This is a genomic window from Pseudomonas sp. GM41(2012) (assembly GCF_000282315.2).
Lineage (GTDB): Bacteria > Pseudomonadota > Gammaproteobacteria > Pseudomonadales > Pseudomonadaceae > Aquipseudomonas.
Genome location: NZ_AKJN02000002.1, coordinates 283,873 through 299,229, shown reverse-complemented (window position 1 = coordinate 299,229; position 15,357 = coordinate 283,873). Strand labels below are relative to the sequence as shown.

The window sequence follows — 15,357 nt, the reverse complement described above, 5'->3', positions numbered from 1 at the left end:
CTCATGCCTTTCGTAAGCGTACGCATCACCCGCGATGGCGTTACCTCTGAGCAGAAAGCTCAGGTGATCGCCGAAATCACAGAAACCCTGCAACGCGTCCTCAACAAGGATCCGCACCTGACCCACATCGTGATCGAAGAAGTCGACACCGATAACTGGGGCTACGCCGGCATCACCACCACCCAGTACCGCAAGCAGCTGGCTGAGGCGGAGGGGAAGTCATGACCGCGACCGTCTCCATCGATTTCGTCTCCGACGTGGTGTGCCCGTGGTGCGCCTTAGGCGCTACGGCGTTGGAGCAGGCGATCGAGAACGTGGCGGGTGAAGTCTCGGTGGAACTGACCTACAAGCCCTTCGAGTTGAACCCGGACATGCCGGCAGTCGGCGAAAAAGCGGTTGAGCATTTGATGCGCAAATATGGACGAACCGCCGAAGACGTCGCCGCTGGCAAAGCGATGCAGATCGAACGCGGCGCGGCCATCGGTTTCAAGTTCGATCTGGAGAAGCGTACGCACTTCTACAACACCTTTGATGCTCACCGGTTGTTGATGTGGGCGTTGCAGGAAGGGCGGCAGGTCGCACTGAAGAAAATCCTGCTGCGCGCTTATTTCACCGACGGCCGGAACCCGAGCGATCGCGAGACGCTGGTTGGCCTGGCTGCTGAAGCGGGACTGGATGTGGCGGCTGCTCAAGAGGTGTTGGCGTCCGGCGCGTTCGCCAAAGAAGTGCGTGAGCTTGAAGAGTTTTACCGCCAGCGCGGCATCAATTCGGTTCCGGCCATGGTGCTGAACGGTCGTCACCTGGTGTCCGGTTCGCAGTCGGTCGAGTACTACGAACAGATGTTGAAACAAATGGCGAAGGCCCCCGCCGAAGCCTGATTACTTACTTTTTCAAACCATCATTTATTAGTTGAGGTTCATCATGAGCAATTCGAAAAAAGTCATCGTAATTACTGGCGCCTCCCAAGGTCTCGGCGCAGGCATGGTCAAAGCTTTCCGTGATCTGGATTACAAAGTTGTCGCCACTTCGCGTTCGATCAAACCGTCCACCGACCCGGACATCCTCACCGTGGCAGGTGACATCGGCAACCCGGAAGTCGCCCAGCAAGTCATCCGTGAAGCCATCGCACGTTTTGGCCGCATCGACACCCTGGTCAACAACGCCGGGATCTTCGTTGCCAAGCCGTTCACCGCTTACACCCAAGAAGACTATGCCGCGGTGCTGTCGGTGAACCTGAACGGTTTCTTCTACATCACCCAACTCGCGATCACCGAGATGGAAAAACAAGGCAGCGGCCACGTCGTCAACATCACCACCAGCCTGGTGGACCACGCCATCGACGGTGTGCCGTCGGTACTGGCTTCGTTGACCAAAGGTGGTTTGAACGCGGCAACCAAGTCCTTGGCCATTGAATACGCCAAGCGCGGGATTCGGGTGAATGCGGTTTCCCCGGGCATCATCAAGACGCCAATGCATGGTGAAGAAACTCATGAAGCGCTGGGGAATCTGCACCCGGTCGGGCATATGGGCGAGATCAGCGACATCGCGCAGGCGGTTGTGTATCTGGACAGTGCCAACTTTGTCACCGGCGAGATCCTGCACGTTGATGGTGGTCAGAGCGCCGGTCACTAAGACCTGACCTGTCCACAACGCCGTCGATCAATGTCGACGGCGTTTTCATTGGAGAGCACACCATGACCATCGACGTTCACAAGGTTTTCCTGATTACCGGAGTCAGTTCAGGCTTCGGCCTGGCTTTTTCGCAAGCAGCGCTGGCGGCGGGGCACACGGTGGTGGGGACGGTGCGGCGCGAATCCGAGCGTGCTGCGTTCGAAGCGCTGGATGCTCATCGCGCCAAAGCGTTCGTGCTCGATGTCACCGATTTTCCGGCGATTGAGCCGCTGGTGGCCGATATTCTGCGCGAGGTGGGCCAGATCGATGTGTTGGTGAACAACGCCGGTTATGGTCATGAGGGCATCCTCGAAGAGTCACCTCTGACTGAGCTGCAGCGTCAGTTCGACGTCAATGTGTTTGGCGCAGTGGCAATGATCAAGGCGGTTCTGCCCGGTATGCGTGAGCGGCGCAGCGGGCATATCGTCAACATCACCTCCATGGCCGGCTTCATCACCTTGCCGGGTATCGCCTACTACAGCGGCAGCAAATTCGCCCTCGAAGGCGTGAGTGAAGCGCTGGCCAAAGAAGTGGAAAGTCTGGGCATCCACGTGACCGCCATGGCGCCGGGCTCGTTTCGGACCGAATGGGCAGGCCGCTCGATGATCCGTTCGGGTCGCACATTGGGTGAATACAACGCGGTGTTCGATCCAGTCCGCAAGGCGCGTGAAGAAAAAAGTGGCAAGCAGGCCGGCGATCCGCACAAAGCGGCGCAGGCATTGTTGACCCTGGTGGCTGCGCAAAAGCCGCCGGTTCATCTGTTGCTGGGGAAGGATGCTGTGAGGCTGGTGCGCGAAAAGATTGCGCATCTTCAGGCGGAAATCGACGCTTGGGAGCACCTTTCGGAATCGACGGAATTCGACTGATCGAAACCCTCGGGGTATAGGAACTCAAACCCCGGAAACAACAAAGCCCTCGTATTTCTACGAGGGCTTTGTTTTGTAGGGTGCCGGCACCAGACGGAATAATAGATCCGTCCCCCTTTTTACTCCGGGCATGGCCGCCAGCGAACTAAACTAGTTGTATCTGCGTAGCAGATGTCTCTATAGAGGTAAGGAGGTGTCAAATGGCTATTCATGATACCTATCGGGAAATTGAACAGACCCTGGGTCAGGTACCGGAGTGGATTAAGCAGATGCCGGAAGGCGGAGCGATCGGATTCTGGGGCGTAGCCCGGGATTTCTGGCTGGCGGATACCAAGATTCCTAATAAGTACAAGGAGTTGATAGGTCTGGCGGTGTCTGGGGCGACTCGTTGTAAGTATTGCGCCCTGTTCCATACCGAAGCCGCGCGCTTGTTTGGCGCGAGCGACGAGGAAATTTCCGAAGCCAGCTTTATGGGCGCGCTGACCATGATGGGCAGCACCTTTATTAACGCCCAGCAGATCGACTACGAGCAGTTCCGGCAGGAGACGCTGAGTATCGTCCGATATGTCAAAGATCACTCGCAACCCAAAGCCGCTTAAGCCGTTGCGGGAACCAGTCCTTCGCCAGCTGACGAAGGATAAGTTGATTGCAATCACCAGCGATGGTCCCAGGACCACCGCTCGGTGGCAAGCGGCTGTGCTGCGAGCCATCACCGAACTAATGCAATTCAGTGATACCGCCCGCGAAGAAAGCCAAGACCTGCGCATTCCCTTCGCCAAAGCACTCCATGACCTCTATGCGGGACAGAAGTCCGACGCCGAGTTGACGGAAATGGTGTTGCTGATGCTGGAAGTGGAAACCGCCCCCTTGTTCGGCAAAGGGCCCCAGGTAGGAGCAGCATCTGGGAGCAATGGCCTCTGAGAAGTGGAAAAGGGAAAACTTTATTTTCCCAAATGGAAGCCGTCGTTTATCCCCTGGTTTTGAGCAAAAAAGCTCCGCACGATTTGAGCATGCTGATTACGTCAACCTAGGCTTGGCGTGTGTTTCAGGTGGGTGCAGTCGCTCGTCAACGTCACGCTGAAGCGAATGTGTAACGGCAGGGTGCGCAGGCGAATTTGGGGGGGCTATCAAGGTCGGGTAGAAGCAGATTCTCCAACCCCAGAAACAACAAAGCCCTCGTATTACTACGAGGGCTTTGTTTTGTATGGTGCCGGCACCAGGAGTCGAACCCGGGACCTACTGATTACAAGTCAGTTGCTCTACCAACTGAGCTATACCGGCGTGTTGGGCGACGATTATAGCGATTGGGTTGGTTCTGTAAACCCCTGAATTCAGACTATTTTTGCGCAGGCGTCAAGCTGGCCCCGCGGATGCTTCTGCGGGGCCGACCGGTGCAATTGCTTTAGCCCCTTACACGCCGTTTTTAACCGCGTTGATCAGGTCCTCACTCAGCACTTGCGCGGGCGCCACTTGCACGCTTTGCGTGTAGAACGGGGGCAGGTTCTCGACGCCTCCGAGGTACACCAGCAGGTTGCCGAACGGACTTGCTGTTTGAACGCAGGAAAATATGGCGTTTGGCAAAGATAGTTGAGGTTTCGCAGGTCGTTATGTTGTTTTGCCTTAATGCTTATGCACAACGGGATCTGTACCGCACCTGCTTAGAGGCAAATTTGTGGACCCGTTCTCATTTGCTCGCAAATACCTGTTTTCCCGCTTTTTTTACAGGTGTACGAAAATTGAACAGTTGTGTTTCTGCCCCGAAACAGCCGTATATATTGGATCCACGATAATTTCATCCCCAGAGTTATCCACAGGCTGAGGCGTTTTAAGGGCGCTCAGCCAGGATCAGGAAATTACGCGGTGTAAGCGAGGTTTCGCAGAAGGTGCCGAGGCGAACCGCATACCCCTGCTCGGAGAGGAAAAGGGCTCGATCGAGTACCAGCCAAAGCTCCAAAGGGCGTCGGAAAAGTCCGCGCACTAGCTCGAGATTGCGTACTTCGGCCAGTCGTTGCCAACCGGTAGCTTCGAGCGCTGGCCAATCTTGCGGTTCGATTGTGGATAACTCTTTAAGCGCGGCCAAATGATGGCAGTAATCGGCAAAGGATTTATCCAGCCAGGCACTGGGCAGCGAAGGGGTGGGCAGGTACTCGTCAACGCCGCGCAGTTGCCGTTGCAGCAGGTCGAAACCCAGGCGTCGGGCCATGGAAGTGTCACGCTGACGTCGGACGCGAGCGCCGGCGGTGACGGTTTCGTTCATCGGCAGAGAGAGATCTTCGAGCGATAGTTGTAGGTCGGATCGCATACCCGCAGAGGAGAGCGTCTGATACTCGCTCACACTGATCCGGTTATAGCAGCAAGGGGCGATGGCCAGCTGCTTGCAACCGGTGGCGCTCGCGAGTTGCATCAGCCGCACATGAAGATCACCGCAGGCGTGCAGCGCTACTGGCGTGTGGTCAGCCTTCAATAAAGAGGCAGCACCGGACGCGAGCACGTCTTGCTCGACGTGAAGCGCATGCAAATGATGACGCTGACTGAGTGCCTGGCCACTGGCGACCAGCGCCGGGTCATATTCCAGGCAAGTGAGCTGCTGACCGGTTTGTAACAGGCGTCGCCCCAGATGTCCTTTGCCTGAACACCAATCCAGCCAATGCATCGGCGCCTCAGAAAATTCCAGCCGACTGGCAAACGCCTCGATCTGCTGCCACTTGCGCCCCGGCACATCGACATTCAGCCGATGGCCAGCTACATCGAGTGCATGAGGCGGCAATTCACCTACAGCGCTCAGCTCAAGGGAAAGCGCCGCCAGTGAAGCGAATGGCTCCGGCGCCTCCAGAAGAGCAGGTTGGTTATGAGCATTTTCCGCATCGTCCAATGACCTGCCGCGTAGCCATACAGACAACTCTGGGTAGGACGTTTCCCACGGAAGCCGCAGATGAGTAAACGGACGAGGCTTCCATAACGCCTGATGCTCGATCAGAAAAGCATCCAGCGCCGTGAAGCGGGCGAGTAGGGCCTCGCCCGTCAGCACGTGGGAATCAACGCCCTTGGCAGGCATCGACGCGCAGCCAGCGCTCCAGCAGCTTGAAGCCGCGAACCAGCACGTAGGCCATCAACAGATAGAACATGCCCGCGGCGAAGAAGATTTCAATCGGCAGGTAGGTCCGGGCAATGATGGTGCGGGCCATGCCGGTCAGTTCCAGCAAGGTCACGGTGCTGGCCAGGGCGCTGGCCTTGAGCATCAGGATGACTTCGTTGCTGTAGGCCGGCAGGCCGATGCGGGCTGCGCGGGGCAGGATAATGTAGAACATCGCTTTGGCCCGGGACATGCCCAGCGCCCGGGCAGCTTCAATCTCGCCCTTTGGAATCGCCTGGATTGAGCCGCGCAGGATTTCGGCGATGTAGGCCGCGGTGTGCAAGGTCATGGTCGCCGTGGCGCACCAGAACGGATCGCGCAGGTACGGCCACATCGAGCTGTTGCGGATCGCGTCGAACTGCGCCAGCCCGTAGTAGACCAGGAACAGCTGAACCAGCAACGGCGTACCACGGAAAAAGAAGATGTAGCCGTAGGGGAATGCCCGCACGTACCAGAGTCGTGACGAGCGCGCGATGCCCAGCGGAATCGCCAGCAGCAAACCGGCGATCACGGCGATGGCCACCAGTTCCAGGGTCAGTGTCGCGCCCTGAGCCAGTTTCGGCAGCCACTTGATGATGACTTCCCAGTTCATTGGGTGCTCCTCGCGAAGCCGCGAGCGGCGCGTTTTTCCATGAAGTGCATGCCGGTCATGGCGAGAACCGTCAGGCCCAGGTACATGAACGCGGCCACCATATAAAAGGTGAACGGCTGCTTGGACACGGTCACGCCGATTTGCGCGTGACGCATGATTTCTTCCAGGCCGATGACCGACACCAGTGCAGTGTCTTTCATCAGGATCATGAACAGGTTGCCCAGCCCAGGCAGGGCGATGCGCCACATCTGCGGCATGATCAGTTTGGTGAAGATACGGAATTTCGACAGGCCCAACGCCACACCCGCTTCGCGGTGACCTTTGGGGATAGCCAAAATTGCACCACGAAACACTTCCGTGGCGTAGGCGCCGAAGCACAGCCCCAGCGCAATCACGCCAGCGGCGAAGGCATTGAGTTCGAGGTCGGGGTTGCCGAAGAACTCGCCCAGGGCACGCATCAGGTTGACCGTGCCGAAGTAGATCAACAGCACCCAGAGCAATTCAGGGATGCCGCGAACCAGGGTTGAATAAGTGCCGCCAAGCCATTGCAGCGGCTTGTACGGGGAAGTCTTGGCCAAGGCGCCGAGCAGACCGAGCACCAGCCCCAGGCACAAGGCCGAGAGTGCCAGTTTCACAGTCATCAGCGCGCCAGCGGCGAGCGCCGGGCCGAATCCGTAGAGATCGATAGTCATGGATTTCTTTTCAAATCGCGGCAGGCAATGCCAAGGACTGGCGCCGTCAAATAACGGCGCCGGCCCGGCAGGTCAGAATCAATAGATGCTGAACGGGAAGTACTTGTCGTTGATCTTTTTGTAGGTGCCATCAGCGACGATTTCTTTCAGTGCGGCGTTCAGCTTCGTACGAATCTCATCGCCTTTACGTACAGCGATACCGATCTTGTCGCTTTCTTCCACCGGGTCGCCTTTGAACTCATAAGAACGGCCGGCGTCGCTTTTCAGCCACTCGTAGTTGACGTACTTGTCCGCCAGGATGCCGTCCAGACGACCGGAGGTCAGGTCGAGGTAGGCGTTTTCCTGGGTGTCGTAGAGTTTGATTTCAACGCCTTCCATGTTGTCTTCCAGCCAGGTGCCAGCGAGGGTCGCACGTTGTGCACCGATCACTTTGCCTTGCAGGGAAGCCTTGTCGGTTTTGAAATCGACGTTTTTCGGTGCGATGAATTGCAGCTTGTTGGAGTAGTACGGGTCGGTGAAGTCCACCGCTTGCTTGCGCTCGTCGGTGATCGACATCGAGGAGATCAGGAAGTCGAACTTCTTGGCGTTCAGGGCCGGAATGATGCCGTCCCAGTCGGACGTAACCACGGTGCATTCGACTTTCATCTTGGCGCACAGGGCGTCGCCGATTTCTTTGTCGAAGCCGACGACATTGCCACTGGCATCTTTGTTGTTGAACGGTGGGTAGGCCGCTTCGATGCCCATCTTCAAGGTCTCGGCGGCGGCACCGGCGCTGAAGGCCAGGGTGACGGCAGCGGCCAGGAAGATTTTTTTGTAGTTCTGCATGCGGGTAGCTCCGTTAGCGGTTGCTGGACATGAATTGTTTGCAGCGCGCCGAAAGCGGGTTTTCGAACACCTGCTGTGGCGATCCTTGCTCTTCTACCAGGCCCTGGTGGAGGAACACCACCTCGCTGGAAACCTGACGGGCGAAGCCCATTTCATGGGTGACCAGCAGCATGGTGCGGCCTTCTTCGGCCAATGCGCGGATGACATTAAGTACTTCCTGGACCATTTCCGGGTCAAGGGCGGAGGTGGGCTCGTCGAACAGGATCACCTTGGGCTGCATCGCCAACGTGCGGGCAATGGCCGCGCGTTGTTGCTGGCCGCCGGAGAGTTGCGCCGGGTAGGCGTGGCGTTTGTCAGCGATGCCGACCTTGGCCAGCAAGGCTTCTGCGACTTCGATGGCCTCGGCCTTGCTCTGGCCAAGTACGCGGCGCGGCGCTTCGATGATGTTGTCGAGCACGCTCATGTGCGGCCAGAGATTAAAGTTTTGAAACACAAAACCGATCTCGCTGCGCAGGCGATTGATCTGCTTGCCGTCGGCTGCGACCAGTTCGCCGTTCTTGGCGGCTTTGAGCTTGAGTTCTTCGCCGGCCACCAGGATTTGTCCCTGATGCGGGTTTTCCAACAGGTTGATGCAGCGAAGGAAGGTGGACTTGCCGGAACCGGAAGAACCCAGGATCGAGATCACGTCGCCGTCGCGGGCGGTCAGCGAGATGCCTTTGAGCACCTCAAGCTGTCCGTAGCGTTTGTGCAAGTTGCGGATTTCAAGCGCGGGCGTGGCCTCAGCCATGTGCGTTCCTCATAAGTATTTCGCTCCTGCTGTTGGCGGCCTTCCTGGCGAGGCGGCCAAGCTAGCATAGCGTCTGAATGGCAGCCAACAGCGCTACGGGCGGTAAACGGGTGGCCTGTGGCAGGTTGTCGCATCGGTACAGCAGACTGTCGCGCTGCTATCAACCGAACAGCCGTTTGAACCCTGCCTGTCGATAAAAAGGCTGGGGCTGTTCCAAAAAAGGGCGCGATGTTGCCAGCTTTGGCGGGGGGTTGGAAGCGCTAACCGGCCAAACGTTCCTGAACCGCACTTTTATTGTGCGTCGCTATATTTTTGGGTGTGTTTCTGGTGCGCCGTTTCGTTCTTAAAGTGGGTCGCAGGGTAACGCTCTGGCGAATTGCCATTAATCTCAATGACTTGCGATAACTGTCCGGTCTGGCGGAGAGCCCCATCCTTGGGCGTTCTGTAACATTTTGGCGCAATTATTGCGTGCAGAATACGGAACGCCCCGTTGGTTTCTTTTTACGAGAAGGAACGCCACACCGGGTGGACGTAATCGCTTTTCCTTACAAAGGTAGTTTCAATGAGCAGTACCCCAAGCTCCAATGGCCTCGAACAGGGGCTCAAACCGCGTCATGTGACCATGCTGTCGATCGCCGGGGTTATCGGTGCCGGCCTGTTCGTCGGCTCCGGCCACGCCATCGCCGCTGCAGGCCCGGCCGTTCTGTTGGCCTACGCTGCCGCCGGCATGCTGGTGGTGCTGGTGATGCGCATGCTCGGCGAAATGGCCGTGGCTTCGCCGGACACAGGCTCCTTCTCGACGTACGCCGATCGCGCGATCGGTCACTGGGCCGGTTTCACCATCGGCTGGCTCTACTGGTGGTTCTGGGTGTTGGTGATTCCGCTGGAAGCCAACGCCGCCGCGACCATCCTGCACGCCTGGTTCCCGAATGTGGCGATCTGGGCCTTCACCTTGATCATCACTTTGCTGCTGACGGTGACGAACCTGTTCAGCGTGAAGAACTACGGTGAATTCGAATTCTGGTTCGCCCTGGTCAAAGTCGTGGCGATCATCGGCTTCATCGGCCTCGGCATTCTGGCGATCTTCGGCTTCCTGCCGACCAGTCAGGTCAGCGGCGTTTCGCACCTGTTCGACACCCAGGGCTTCCTGCCAAACGGCATGGGCGCAGTGTTGGGCGCGATCCTGACTACCATGTTTTCCTTCATGGGCACCGAGATCGTGACCATCGCGGCCGCGGAATCGAAGAACCCTGGCCAGCAAATCTCCAAGGCCACCAACTCGGTGATCTGGCGGATTGGCTTGTTCTACCTCGTGTCGATCTTCATCGTTGTGGCCCTGGTGCCATGGAACGACCCGGTACTGGCAGCCGTCGGCTCCTACCAAACCGTGCTTGAGCGCATGGGCATCCCGAATGCCAAGCTGATCGTCGACATCGTGGTACTGGTTGCTGTGACCAGCTGCCTGAACTCGGCGCTGTACACTGCCTCGCGCATGATGTTCTCTCTGGGCAAGCGCGGTGATGCACCGGCCGTTTCCCAGCGCACCAACAAGAGCGGCACGCCGTACTGGGCCGTCATGCTCTCCACCGGCGCTGCGTTCCTCGCGGTTTTCGCCAACTACGTGGCCCCGGCCGCCGTGTTCGAATTCCTGCTGGCCAGCTCCGGCGCCATCGCGCTGCTGGTGTACCTGGTAATCGCCATTTCGCAACTGCGTATGCGTAAACAGCGCATGGCTCGCGGTGAGAAAATCGCCTTCAGCATGTGGCTGTTCCCGGGCCTGACCTACGCGGTGATCATTTTCATCGTGGCAGCCCTGACCATCATGCTGTTCCAGGAAGCGCATCGCGTAGAGATTCTCGCGACCGGCCTGCTGGCGCTGTTGGTGGTAGCTGCAGGCGTGCTGGTAGCGCGTCGTCGTCACAACGAGAAGCTGAGTGCAGCGTTGGCGCGCTGAATGATCTGACGCAAGCCAATTGATGTTGAGGCACCGAAACGACCGCCATCAGAGATGATCGCGGTCGTTTTTTTTGCCTTTCATTCAGGTGCTTGATTGGTTAGCAAGCGGATAGACACGATGATGGCGAGATAGTAGCCTTTGCGCCGAATGTGTATCCCGCTGTTACGGGATGCGATGGAGTTTCAGGACACGGACTGCTCGACGCCCTCAGCCTTCCCGGCTAAAAGCCCCCGACCCTTTCTTGCCTGCTCCTTCATCTGCGGTGTGTTCACAGATGCATTTGCGTGTGCCTGCCGTTCAAGCGGTAGAACAGATCAGCGCTGCATGGAGCTAGCCCGGCCATTCAGCCAACCCATTGGGGCATCAAGGAGACAGGCATGGCGTTTACATCGGTTGTGTTCAAAAACCCGAATACCGGTGCCATGAAAGAAGCGCCAATCGGCTTCTCGTGGACCGTATTTTTCTTTGGCTTTTTCCCGGCCTTGTTCCGTGGCGACTTCAAGTGGGCAGCGATCATGTTCGTGGTGGCCTGCTTCACGTTCAGCCTCAGCAACCTCGTGTTCATGTTCATCTACAACAAGCTGTACGTGAAGGACCTGATCAATTCCGGCTACAAGGCTCAGTCCATCGCCAAAGGCGAACTGGGCTATGCCAGCGCCAAGCTTGGCTTTGATATCCCGCGTCTGGAAGGTGTTGCTGCCTGATTGTTGGTTTGAAGGTTGCAAAAAAACGGCCGCTGTCAGTGATGACAAGCGGCCGTTTTTTGTTTTGTAGGCTATTTCCAACTCAAGTGGGGTGAACCCAGTCTTCTACACGTAGTCCTGGGACCCGTTCGAACTCGCGCAGGTTATTCGTTACAACAATGAGCCCACGTGAACGGGCATGTCCCGCAATCATATAGTCGTAAGGGCCAATGGGTGTTCCTGCCCTTGCCAACTCTGACCGAATCATTCCTGTGTGCGCGGCCGCTTCGTTGTCGAATGGCAAAACCTCAAGCCGTGCTGCGAAGCTCTCGACCACCGCCAGATTCTTTTCGGGAGTCGCAGATTTTTCGGCACCGTAGATCAATTCCATCAGCGTGACTGCACTGATGCACAACTGCCCGTCGTGAAGGTTGAAAGCTTCTCTTACGATTTGCGGTTTGTTTTTGATGGTGAAGATGCAGATGTTGGTATCGAGCATGAACTTGATCATTAGAACGACTCACGCTCCTGCTCGAAGGGTTGGTCGCGATCAGTCATAAAGTCTGCGCTTACGCCATCTCCATCGAACCAGCTATCCCAAGTTTCGTCCGCCGGGGTGATGATGCGAGCCCTGCCGATGGCGACTACGTTGACTCGTTTCACATCGCTTGGCATGGCCACAGCTTTCGGAAGCCGGACAGCCTGGCTTCGATTACTCATGAAAAGGGTGGTCTGTTCCATTTTTGGCCTCCGTTTTTTTGGTGTGTTGTGAGTCCAAAGAATAGATTTAAAGGGGGATATGTCAATGGGATATACCTTTTCACTGACGAGAGGTAGGGGCAGATCCTTTGGGAACGGTTTCCACAAAAAAACGGCCGCTGTCAGTGATGACAAGCGGCCGTTTTTGTTTCTGAGGCGAGTGTTTACTCGGCCTTTTCTTCCTGAGCATCCAGCGACTCGCGATAGCTGTCGAGCGCCGTACCGAAGTCAGTGATGAACTGCGGATCCGTCAGCCAGGCTTGGGCGGTGTCGCGGTCCATGCCGTCGGCCCACATGCGGTAATCGATCAGCATGTCGGCGGCCAGGTGAGTGGCGGCCATGGCTTCGTTGTCGGCGTTTTCCATGTCCAGCAGTTCTGGATGGTCACTGATGATTCCGGCGAGGTTCGACAGCAAGGTCAGCAGCATGTCGTTGCGGCTGGTGGCTTCTGCGTCGTGCATTTTGCTGAACATCGCCAGGGTGTATTCCGGGATCGGCTCGCCGATTTCGCCCAGGTCATCGTCCGGCGTGGCGGGTTTGCGGCCGTGGATGTTGATTTGCTTGGCTTTGATCTTGGCGCGTTTGGCGCGTTTCTGTTGCTTGTTCAGGGAGGCCATTAAATTCAGTTCGCTTTCGATTGTGTTTGGGCCGCGATGGCGTCGGACGCCGCCACGTAGTCAGCCTGGAAGGCCGGGGATTCGATCCACGCCAGTGCGCCGGCTTCGTCCACTTCGGTGGACCATTGGCGATATTCGATCAGCGCGGCGACGATAAAGTCTGTCGCTGTTTCTTCGCCTTCCTGCTCCAGCACCAGCGCGAGCAACGGGTGTTCAAGAAAGGCCTTGCACATGGCTTGCTGGCTGATCTTTTGCGCGTCGATCATTTCTTTGAACAGGTCGGTCAGGTCCACCGATTCGAAGTCGATGCGATCGTCGTTCGGGTCCAGCTCGACCGGCGCGGCGGCCCGTTGGGTGCGGTTCTGCTTGGCCTTGGCTTTGGCGCGAGTGGCGCGTTTGTTCTGCTTGTTGGCGGATGCCATGGGCGTCGTTCCGTATTCCGTTGAGTAGGCGCATCAGTCAGTTGCGTGGCACTAGCCGCCCAGGTGTGTCGGGGGCCAGTTTGCCGGTCTGCAACCAGGACAATGCAATGGGCCATAGTGTGGCTTGGTATGGGCTACGAAAAAAGGCGAAATGTCCGACTTCTTGTTCGCCGATGTCTTCGGGGCCGATTCGCAAGTGGACATTCGTGCTGTTGGTGAAGTAACCCAGCAGCCGCTCGATGGCTGGAATCGTGCCGTAAGGATCGTCGCTGATGCTGATGGCCAGGTTTTGTGCGGTGACGGATGAGAAGGGCAGTCGCCCGGACTTTGCGTGAAGGACGCGACCGCTGGGGCGTTTCTCGTAGTGCGCGGTGGGCATGCTCCAGTCGCGAACCACGCCGGCGGGCGTGTCCTCTAGCCAGCCGAGACGTTTGCCGGGGAAGTAGCCGCAAAGCAATGTCATCAACGGCATCACCAGATGCCACTTGCCGAACATCCGCCAGCGATGAGCGGGCGCGTAATCGCGCCAGTAAGCGAATTGCGCACCGACGGTCACCAGACGTCGAATCATATGCCCGGAGGCTCCCAGGCCCGCTGCACAGCCTCCAAAGCTGTGGCCTACAACATCGATGGGTTGCTCGGGGAATTCACGCTGAGCGCGCTTGAGCATCGCCTCAAAGTCCAGCGCGCCCCAATCTGACCATGAAGCCCGAAGCCCTTTCAACGACGCGAGTCGCGATTCGCCGATGCCACGGTAGTCGTAAGTGATCACGTCGAAGCCGTTGGCGAACAGGTAATCGGCGAAGCGCGAGTAATGGCGGCAGCGGACGGAGGTGGCGGCGTTGATGATGACGACCGGGCGGGTAGCGTCTTGACGGGGGTGCCTCCAGGTAAAACCGCCGAGGCTGTAGCCGTCTGCGGCGGGCTCCTTGAACGGTTCGCCTGCCGTAGATGTTCGCGGTGGCAACTCGGTTTGAGTGGGTGCCAGTGAGGGCATGTCCTGCAAATTCATCGGCGTCGGACCTTTGCGGGTAGCTGCCAACGATAGTCTTCGCGCAGCTTATGAACAATCCATCGGTGTTTATCCGGGTAACTGGTCGAGCAGTCTCTCTTCAATTGCCGCCCGCTCTCGATCCAGTTCCGCCCGAAGCTCCTCCTCGCTCGGCAGCACTAGCTTGTACTTGCTGGCGAAAAGTTGTTCGTTGCCCTGCAACATCGAGTAGCGCACCACTGACTCGTTTTTTTGCGCACAAAGGATGATGCCAACGGTCGGCCCGTCCTCATCGTTGCGCTTGAGGTCGTCATACATGCGTACATACATGTCCATCTGCCCGACATCCTGATGAGTTAATTCGCCTCGTTTGAGATCGAAGATGACGAAGCATTTGAGAAGGTAGTTGTAGAACACCAGATCGATGTAGAAGTCTCTACCTTCGGTATTTATGCGTTGTTGGCGGGCAACGAAAGCGAAACCTTTGCCCAGCTCAAGCAGGAAGCCTTGAAGTTGCTCGATGAGTGCTTGTTCAAGTTCGGTTTCCAGAACAACTCCTGCGTTGGGCAGGCCGAGAAATTCCAGCATCACGGGATCCCGGATGAATTCTCGAGGGCTGTCGTTCATCGCATGGATGTTAGTAGCGGCTTCTTTCATGACGGTAAGCTTGTCCCGACTCATCAGCAGTCGCTCGTAATAGAGCGTGCTTATCTGGCGTTCCAGCGCGCGGCTTGACCAGTTTTGGTTGGCAGATTCGTCCATATACCATTTTCGTGCCGTGTCACTGTCGACTCGCAGCAGTCTGCGGTAGTGCGTCCAGCTCAATTCGGGACGCAGTGCGTCTCGAATTGGAAACGTCTGATAAAACAAGCGCATTTTTCGCAAGTTAGTCTCATCAAAGCCCTTTCCGAACTCCGCGGTCAGTACTTTTGCCAGCGTCAACAGCAACTGCTTGCCATAACCTGCCCGCCGAGCCCCTTCCTGCTCGAACTCCACAATATGCCGTCCGATTTGCCAGCAGGTTTTGCACCTGGACGGTATCGACCGCACGTAGCATCTTCTGCCGTGCCTGGCGGATCAATTCGCCAAGATTGCCAAGCAGTGAGGCGAGTTGCGGGTCTTGGGTGTTATCGGGTTTGAGTGCGCTCATGAAGTCTTCCGCAGCTGGATGAACAGGCAGAAGAGGATTGCAGGTGTGGGTCGGTCAGCGATGCCGGGCGCGTCTGGTAAACCGGAAGGAAAGTCGGACTGGTTTTGCGGGATCACGCCGACGGCAATCTGCGTTTGAGGAATACATCACGTAGTCCGATTCGCAGTTAGCTCAAGTGCTAATCGATCTAAAACTTGAACATTCGGTAACAA

At 57.3% G+C, this 15,357-nt stretch carries 18 protein-coding genes, 1 tRNA gene and 1 pseudogene; 8 read left to right on the top strand and 12 right to left on the bottom strand.

Going from position 1 to position 15,357, the window contains the following annotated elements; translation table 11 throughout:
* Window positions 1–3 precede the first annotated feature (3 nt).
* The 6 genes from PMI27_RS27560 to PMI27_RS27585 all read left to right on the top strand — a co-directional run bounded on the left by PMI27_RS27560 (window position 4) and on the right by PMI27_RS27585 (window position 3,458).
* Complete coding sequence (locus PMI27_RS27560; RefSeq protein ID WP_008149366.1) at window positions 4–225, top strand: tautomerase family protein; 222 nt, start codon at window positions 4–6, stop codon at window positions 223–225.
* Window positions 222–878 (top strand): DsbA family oxidoreductase, encoded by a 657-nt coding sequence (locus PMI27_RS27565; RefSeq protein ID WP_008149367.1) that lies wholly within the window; start codon window positions 222–224, stop codon window positions 876–878. The genes PMI27_RS27560 and PMI27_RS27565 overlap by 4 nt, the downstream gene beginning before the upstream one ends.
* A 43-nt stretch (window positions 879–921) precedes the next feature.
* Window positions 922–1,632, top strand: coding sequence for an SDR family NAD(P)-dependent oxidoreductase (locus PMI27_RS27570; RefSeq protein ID WP_008149368.1), 711 nt, complete (start codon window positions 922–924; stop codon window positions 1,630–1,632).
* 62 nt (window positions 1,633–1,694) lie between these two features.
* On the top strand, window positions 1,695–2,537 hold the full coding sequence (locus PMI27_RS27575) for an oxidoreductase (RefSeq protein WP_008149370.1): 843 nt from the start codon (window positions 1,695–1,697) through the stop codon (window positions 2,535–2,537).
* A 200-nt stretch (window positions 2,538–2,737) separates the two neighbouring features.
* Window positions 2,738–3,136 (top strand): carboxymuconolactone decarboxylase family protein, encoded by a 399-nt coding sequence (locus tag PMI27_RS27580; RefSeq protein ID WP_008149373.1) that lies wholly within the window; start codon window positions 2,738–2,740, stop codon window positions 3,134–3,136.
* Window positions 3,102–3,458 (top strand): hypothetical protein, encoded by a 357-nt coding sequence (locus tag PMI27_RS27585; protein WP_238545875.1) that lies wholly within the window; start codon window positions 3,102–3,104, stop codon window positions 3,456–3,458. Before PMI27_RS27580 ends, PMI27_RS27585 begins: the two co-directional genes overlap by 35 nt.
* Before the next feature lie 284 nt (window positions 3,459–3,742).
* On the opposite strand, the gene PMI27_RS0229005 is transcribed toward PMI27_RS27585, so the two are convergent.
* From PMI27_RS0229005 to PMI27_RS27610, 6 genes are all read right to left on the bottom strand, one after another.
* A tRNA-Thr gene (locus PMI27_RS0229005) sits at window positions 3,743–3,818 on the bottom strand.
* A 544-nt stretch (window positions 3,819–4,362) separates the two neighbouring features.
* Window positions 4,363–5,592: a methyltransferase gene (locus PMI27_RS27590; RefSeq protein ID WP_008149376.1), complete on the bottom strand. Its 1,230-nt coding sequence runs from the start codon at window positions 5,590–5,592 to the stop codon at window positions 4,363–4,365.
* A complete protein-coding gene (locus tag PMI27_RS27595; RefSeq protein ID WP_008149378.1) occupies window positions 5,573–6,262 on the bottom strand; it encodes an ABC transporter permease in 690 nt (229 codons plus the stop codon). Before PMI27_RS27595 ends, PMI27_RS27590 begins: the two co-directional genes overlap by 20 nt.
* A complete protein-coding gene (locus PMI27_RS27600; RefSeq protein WP_008149380.1) occupies window positions 6,259–6,954 on the bottom strand; it encodes an ABC transporter permease in 696 nt (231 codons plus the stop codon). The genes PMI27_RS27595 and PMI27_RS27600 overlap by 4 nt, the downstream gene beginning before the upstream one ends.
* A 78-nt stretch (window positions 6,955–7,032) precedes the next feature.
* Window positions 7,033–7,779: an ABC transporter substrate-binding protein gene (locus PMI27_RS27605; RefSeq protein WP_008149381.1), complete on the bottom strand. Its 747-nt coding sequence runs from the start codon at window positions 7,777–7,779 to the stop codon at window positions 7,033–7,035.
* 13 nt (window positions 7,780–7,792) lie between these two features.
* Window positions 7,793–8,566, bottom strand: a complete 774-nt coding sequence (locus PMI27_RS27610; protein ID WP_007897462.1) for an ABC transporter ATP-binding protein — start codon at window positions 8,564–8,566, stop codon at window positions 7,793–7,795.
* 562 nt (window positions 8,567–9,128) lie between these two features.
* On the opposite strand from PMI27_RS27610, the gene gabP reads away from it, so the two are divergent.
* Together gabP and PMI27_RS27620 are read left to right on the top strand one after the other, a co-directional pair.
* Window positions 9,129–10,520 carry a GABA permease gene (gene gabP, locus PMI27_RS27615; protein ID WP_008149383.1) on the top strand — a complete coding sequence of 464 codons (1,392 nt, stop codon included), beginning with the start codon at window positions 9,129–9,131 and terminating at the stop codon, window positions 10,518–10,520.
* Between the two features lie 380 nt (window positions 10,521–10,900).
* Entirely contained in the window at window positions 10,901–11,227 is a 327-nt protein-coding gene (locus PMI27_RS27620) for a hypothetical protein (RefSeq protein ID WP_008149386.1), read from the top strand.
* Window positions 11,228–11,309: 82 nt separating this feature from the next.
* Here the strand turns inward: PMI27_RS27620 and vapC are convergent, their stop codons facing one another.
* The 6 genes and pseudogenes from vapC to PMI27_RS27650 form a co-directional block, all read right to left on the bottom strand.
* The gene (gene vapC, locus PMI27_RS27625; RefSeq protein WP_008149388.1) at window positions 11,310–11,717 is read right to left on the bottom strand and encodes a type II toxin-antitoxin system tRNA(fMet)-specific endonuclease VapC; all 408 of its coding nucleotides are present in this window, start codon (window positions 11,715–11,717) and stop codon (window positions 11,310–11,312) included.
* Window positions 11,717–11,947, bottom strand: coding sequence for a type II toxin-antitoxin system VapB family antitoxin (gene vapB / locus PMI27_RS27630; RefSeq protein ID WP_008149391.1), 231 nt, complete (start codon window positions 11,945–11,947; stop codon window positions 11,717–11,719). The genes vapC and vapB overlap by 1 nt, the downstream gene beginning before the upstream one ends.
* Before the next feature lie 182 nt (window positions 11,948–12,129).
* Entirely contained in the window at window positions 12,130–12,582 is a 453-nt protein-coding gene (locus PMI27_RS27635; protein WP_008149393.1) for a hypothetical protein, read from the bottom strand.
* A 5-nt stretch (window positions 12,583–12,587) separates the two neighbouring features.
* Complete coding sequence (locus tag PMI27_RS27640; RefSeq protein WP_008149396.1) at window positions 12,588–13,004, bottom strand: hypothetical protein; 417 nt, start codon at window positions 13,002–13,004, stop codon at window positions 12,588–12,590.
* Window positions 13,005–13,041: 37 nt separating this feature from the next.
* Window positions 13,042–14,016 (bottom strand): alpha/beta hydrolase family protein, encoded by a 975-nt coding sequence (locus tag PMI27_RS27645; protein ID WP_008149398.1) that lies wholly within the window; start codon window positions 14,014–14,016, stop codon window positions 13,042–13,044.
* A gap of 69 nt (window positions 14,017–14,085) precedes the next feature.
* Window positions 14,086–15,145 (bottom strand): annotated as a pseudogene (locus PMI27_RS27650) (PDDEXK nuclease domain-containing protein).
* Between the last annotated feature and the right edge of the window lie 212 nt (window positions 15,146–15,357).

What these genes read in the sequence shown, in the direction of transcription:
- PMI27_RS27560 (WP_008149366.1), top strand. Translation starts at nt 4, where the DNA reads ATGCCTTTCGTAAGCGTACGCATCACCCGCGATGGCGTTACCTCTGAG.
- PMI27_RS27565 (WP_008149367.1), top strand. Translation starts at nt 222, where the DNA reads ATGACCGCGACCGTCTCCATCGATTTCGTCTCCGACGTGGTGTGCCCG.
- PMI27_RS27570 (WP_008149368.1), top strand. Translation starts at nt 922, where the DNA reads ATGAGCAATTCGAAAAAAGTCATCGTAATTACTGGCGCCTCCCAAGGT.
- PMI27_RS27575 (WP_008149370.1), top strand. Translation starts at nt 1,695, where the DNA reads ATGACCATCGACGTTCACAAGGTTTTCCTGATTACCGGAGTCAGTTCA.
- PMI27_RS27580 (WP_008149373.1), top strand. Translation starts at nt 2,738, where the DNA reads ATGGCTATTCATGATACCTATCGGGAAATTGAACAGACCCTGGGTCAG.
- PMI27_RS27585 (WP_238545875.1), top strand. Translation starts at nt 3,102, where the DNA reads ATGTCAAAGATCACTCGCAACCCAAAGCCGCTTAAGCCGTTGCGGGAA.
- PMI27_RS27590 (WP_008149376.1), bottom strand. Translation starts at nt 5,592, where the DNA reads ATGCCTGCCAAGGGCGTTGATTCCCACGTGCTGACGGGCGAGGCCCTA.
- PMI27_RS27595 (WP_008149378.1), bottom strand. Translation starts at nt 6,262, where the DNA reads ATGAACTGGGAAGTCATCATCAAGTGGCTGCCGAAACTGGCTCAGGGC.
- PMI27_RS27600 (WP_008149380.1), bottom strand. Translation starts at nt 6,954, where the DNA reads ATGACTATCGATCTCTACGGATTCGGCCCGGCGCTCGCCGCTGGCGCG.
- PMI27_RS27605 (WP_008149381.1), bottom strand. Translation starts at nt 7,779, where the DNA reads ATGCAGAACTACAAAAAAATCTTCCTGGCCGCTGCCGTCACCCTGGCC.
- PMI27_RS27610 (WP_007897462.1), bottom strand. Translation starts at nt 8,566, where the DNA reads ATGGCTGAGGCCACGCCCGCGCTTGAAATCCGCAACTTGCACAAACGC.
- gabP (WP_008149383.1), top strand. Translation starts at nt 9,129, where the DNA reads ATGAGCAGTACCCCAAGCTCCAATGGCCTCGAACAGGGGCTCAAACCG.
- PMI27_RS27620 (WP_008149386.1), top strand. Translation starts at nt 10,901, where the DNA reads ATGGCGTTTACATCGGTTGTGTTCAAAAACCCGAATACCGGTGCCATG.
- vapC (WP_008149388.1), bottom strand. Translation starts at nt 11,717, where the DNA reads ATGATCAAGTTCATGCTCGATACCAACATCTGCATCTTCACCATCAAA.
- vapB (WP_008149391.1), bottom strand. Translation starts at nt 11,947, where the DNA reads ATGGAACAGACCACCCTTTTCATGAGTAATCGAAGCCAGGCTGTCCGG.
- PMI27_RS27635 (WP_008149393.1), bottom strand. Translation starts at nt 12,582, where the DNA reads ATGGCCTCCCTGAACAAGCAACAGAAACGCGCCAAACGCGCCAAGATC.
- PMI27_RS27640 (WP_008149396.1), bottom strand. Translation starts at nt 13,004, where the DNA reads ATGGCATCCGCCAACAAGCAGAACAAACGCGCCACTCGCGCCAAAGCC.
- PMI27_RS27645 (WP_008149398.1), bottom strand. Translation starts at nt 14,016, where the DNA reads ATGAATTTGCAGGACATGCCCTCACTGGCACCCACTCAAACCGAGTTG.